Source organism: Sulfurihydrogenibium yellowstonense SS-5 (assembly GCF_000173615.1).
GTDB classification, from domain to species: Bacteria; Aquificota; Aquificia; order Aquificales; family Hydrogenothermaceae; genus Sulfurihydrogenibium; species Sulfurihydrogenibium yellowstonense.
In genome coordinates, this window is sequence record NZ_ABZS01000180.1 from 1 (window position 1) to 3435 (window position 3435).

The following is a 3435-nucleotide window of genomic DNA, read 5'->3' on the forward strand; positions in this document are numbered from 1 at the left end:
AAGAAGAGTATCAATTATTTACTCATGAAGGAGCTGATTGTATATTGAGAGATTTTAGATTGGTTAAAATAAAAAACAGTAAAAAAGTCTACTTAATTAAAGCTGAACGCTATTTATCAGGAGAAAAAACATACGCCGATAAAGATATTATCAAATTCGCTATTTATGAGCTTCAATATGACGATATTGATGATAGATTTTTCTTTAATAAAATTAATGAATTTGGTTCTACAAGAAAATACTGCGATGTAAATGTAGCCTTTAAACAGGAACTTGGAATATAAATTTGTAAAATGGAGGTAAAGGTAGATATGAGAAGGTTTAAAAATTTCTGGATTTTATCGGTTTTTATACTATTTATCTTGCCAAAGCATGGATTTACTGAGGAAAAAGATCCTTTCAAAATTATCCAAATAAAGAACGGAATTAATTATTTTGATATAAATAATGATGGGATAAAAGATTTAATAATATCTGCTGACTTCCTAACACCATTTGGAGGCAACATTTATACTGCTTATTCGTTTTACCGCAAAGGGAAAACACATCTTTCTTATATTCCAATAGAAGTTGCTGACGGAAATGGAGCAGAAGCTAACATATACACCTATACTAAAGTTGGCGGATGTGGAAATGATATGTCGAAAGAAGAAACCAATATTTCAGGTCTAAGATTGATAAAATTTAAAAACGGCATTTATCTAATATATGCAAAAAAGAAATGTAATGAAAACAAAAACACTTTTACTGACAAATGTCCTTTTTCAGTAGTTATTTACCAATACGATGATGAAGATAGAGCCTTTATTATTAAGAAAAAATCACAAACTAAAAAAATATATTGCGATGCTGATGAGGTGCTAAGAAAGGATTTAATAATAGAGCTTCTTAAATATTAAAATCTCTCACTTTAAGCGTAAAAGATTAAGTTATAATTATAAAAACAACTTATGTTTGAGGTTTTAACCATGTATGATTTGATAATCATCGGAACTGGACCGGGGGGTTATGAGGCTATTCTTACAGCACTGAGAAAAAATTTAAACATTGCCGTCGTTGAAAAAGGCAAGCTCGGCGGAAACTGTCTTAATAGAGCCTGCATTCCTACAAAATATTTAAGAAGCGGAGCTTATCAGATAGAAAAGTTGTCAAAATTGAAAGACTATGGAATAAATATAAAAGATTTTAGTCTTGATTATACAAAAGCTTTTGAAAGCAAAAATTCATCCATCAGCTTTTTAAGAAACTCTTTAGCACAGCTTTTAAAATCAAAAAAAGTTCCTGTCTATAAAGGCGTTGGAAAAATTGTAGATAAAAATAAAGTACTGATTGTAAAAGAGAATTCAACTACCGAAATAATAGAAGGAAAGAATATTATTATTGCTACTGGTTCTGTTCCTGCATCTGTTGGAAATTTAGTGCCGGATGGCAATTATATAATCACTACAGAAGATTACATGGAAAGATTAAGTACACTTCCAAAAAGCATGCTTGTTGTTGGTGGTGGCGTAGCTGGGTGTGAGATTGGATACATTGCAAAAATATACGGCTGCGATGTTTATTTAACGGAGCTTCAAGATAGACTATTACCATCAAACATAATTTCTCAGGAGATTTCAAAGTATTTATTGAGAAAATTTAAATCTATTGGAATTAAAACTCATTTCCAAACGACAGTTGAAAGCTATCAGATAAAAGATAATTCCATTGATGTTAAACTTTCTAACGGTGAAGTCATAAACGTTGAAAAGATTCTTCTGACAGTTGGAAGAAAGCCAAACACTTTAGATATAGACACCATAGACATAGAAAAAGACAGTAAAGGATTTATCAAAGTAAATGAATACTTACAGACAAACTATGAAAATATTTACGCTATAGGAGATGTTATAAACTCTCCGATGCTTGCCCATGTTGCCGGATATGAAGCAAAAATAGCTTTACATAACATAACATCCCAAGAAAAAGAATCTCCAAACTACGATTTAGTTCCTTGGGCTATTTTCTCAGCTTTCGAGATAGGACATATTGGCTTAAACGAAGAGCTTGCAAAAGAAAAAGGAGTTGAGATTATTTCCGGATATTATACATACAGATTTAACGAAAAGGCGGTAGACGAGCTTGAACCTGATGGCTACGTAAGATTGTATTTTGAAAAAGACTCTAAAATAATTGTTGGAGCGGATGTTGTCGGCAGTGGTGCATCAGAGTTAATTCATACAATATCAACCTTTATCAAAGAAAAATACACAGCTAAACAAGTTCATGACTTTATTTATTTCCATCCATCATTAACAGAAATACTTGCTTATGCTTCCTATGATGTTGCTATTGGTAAGCTTTTTTAAACAGATTTCTGATATAATCTAATAGAAAAAATAAAGGAGGAGAGCTTTGAGAGAGTATAAGATTTTAGATGAATTGTATTACACAAAAGAACATATATGGGTAAAGATAGAGAATGATGTTGCAACTATTGGCATTACAGACTATGCACAAAGTCAGCTTGGCGACGTTGTTTTTATTGAGCTACCGGAAGTAGGAAGAGAGGTTGAATCCGGAGAAGTTATTGCAACGGTAGAATCTATAAAAGCAGTATCTGAAATATACTCACCATTAACAGGAAAAATAATCTCCATAAACGAAGATTTAGCAAATGAGCCATCTCTTCTTAACTCAGACCCGTACGGTGATGGTTGGATATGTGATATTCAAATGAAAGACCTAACAGAAATAGAAGATTTAATGACAGCAGATGATTATAGAGCTTATTTAGAGGCAATCACAGAAGAAGAGGAATAATTATGAATCATTTTATTATTGTAGCAATTGGAGAAGATAAGCCGGGAATAGTTGCAAAAGTTACTGAAATCCTATTTAAAAACGGCTTTAACATTGAAGATTCATCAATGACAAGATTAAACAATGAGTTTACCATAATGCTGATTGTGAAAGGAGATAAAAGCTTAGAGCATCTTAAGCAAGAATTCAGTCAACTTGAAAAAGAAGGCTTAACTATCATCATAAAAGAAGTATCTGAGGATGTTATAAACAAACCAAGAAAAAAATTACCAATTTTCAATATAGCAGTTTACGGCTCCGATAAGCCGGGCATAGTTTATAAAGTATCAAAACTACTTGCAGACAAAGGAATAAATATCTCAGATTTAAGAACAGAAAAGGTAAATAGTCTTTATATTATGTTTATAGAATCAGAATTTCCGGAAGAAGTGGATATTTTAGAGTTTAATAGAGAGGTAGAAAAGCTAAAACAAGAGTTAGATGTTGACATAGAAATAGAAAACGTAGAAACGGCAGAGTTATAAAGTGGAAAAACTGGAGATTCTTAAATATCCGGATGAAAGATTAAAAAGAAAATCTATCGAAGTTGTAGATTTGGAAAGAGTTTAAAAATTTGTAGAAATACTCACACGA

General features: G+C 31.6%; 5 protein-coding genes. All 5 read left to right on the plus strand.

All coding sequences use genetic code 11. From position 1 onward, the window contains the following. A partial coding sequence (locus SULYE_RS07110; protein ID WP_043989256.1) for a hypothetical protein occupies window positions 1–284 on the plus strand: 284 nt, incomplete at its 5' end. Window positions 285–311: 27 nt separating this feature from the next. After that, window positions 312–899: a carbapenem self-resistance protein CarG family protein gene (locus SULYE_RS07115; RefSeq protein WP_007547949.1), complete on the plus strand. Its 588-nt coding sequence runs from the start codon at window positions 312–314 to the stop codon at window positions 897–899. A 51-nt stretch (window positions 900–950) separates the two neighbouring features. After that, window positions 951–2348, plus strand: a complete 1398-nt coding sequence (locus SULYE_RS07120; protein ID WP_232178628.1) for a dihydrolipoyl dehydrogenase family protein — start codon at window positions 951–953, stop codon at window positions 2346–2348. A 46-nt stretch (window positions 2349–2394) separates the two neighbouring features. After that, window positions 2395–2802 carry a glycine cleavage system protein GcvH gene (gcvH, locus tag SULYE_RS07125; protein WP_007547951.1) on the plus strand — a complete coding sequence of 136 codons (408 nt, stop codon included), beginning with the start codon at window positions 2395–2397 and terminating at the stop codon, window positions 2800–2802. A gap of 2 nt (window positions 2803–2804) precedes the next feature. Beyond that, on the plus strand, window positions 2805–3326 hold the full coding sequence (locus tag SULYE_RS07130; protein WP_007547952.1) for a glycine cleavage system protein R: 522 nt from the start codon (window positions 2805–2807) through the stop codon (window positions 3324–3326). Window positions 3327–3435 lie beyond the last annotated feature (109 nt).

What these genes read in the sequence shown, in the direction of transcription:
- SULYE_RS07120 (WP_232178628.1), top strand. Translation starts at nt 951, where the DNA reads ATGTTTGAGGTTTTAACCATGTATGATTTGATAATCATCGGAACTGGA.
- SULYE_RS07115 (WP_007547949.1), top strand. Translation starts at nt 312, where the DNA reads ATGAGAAGGTTTAAAAATTTCTGGATTTTATCGGTTTTTATACTATTT.
- SULYE_RS07130 (WP_007547952.1), top strand. Translation starts at nt 2,805, where the DNA reads ATGAATCATTTTATTATTGTAGCAATTGGAGAAGATAAGCCGGGAATA.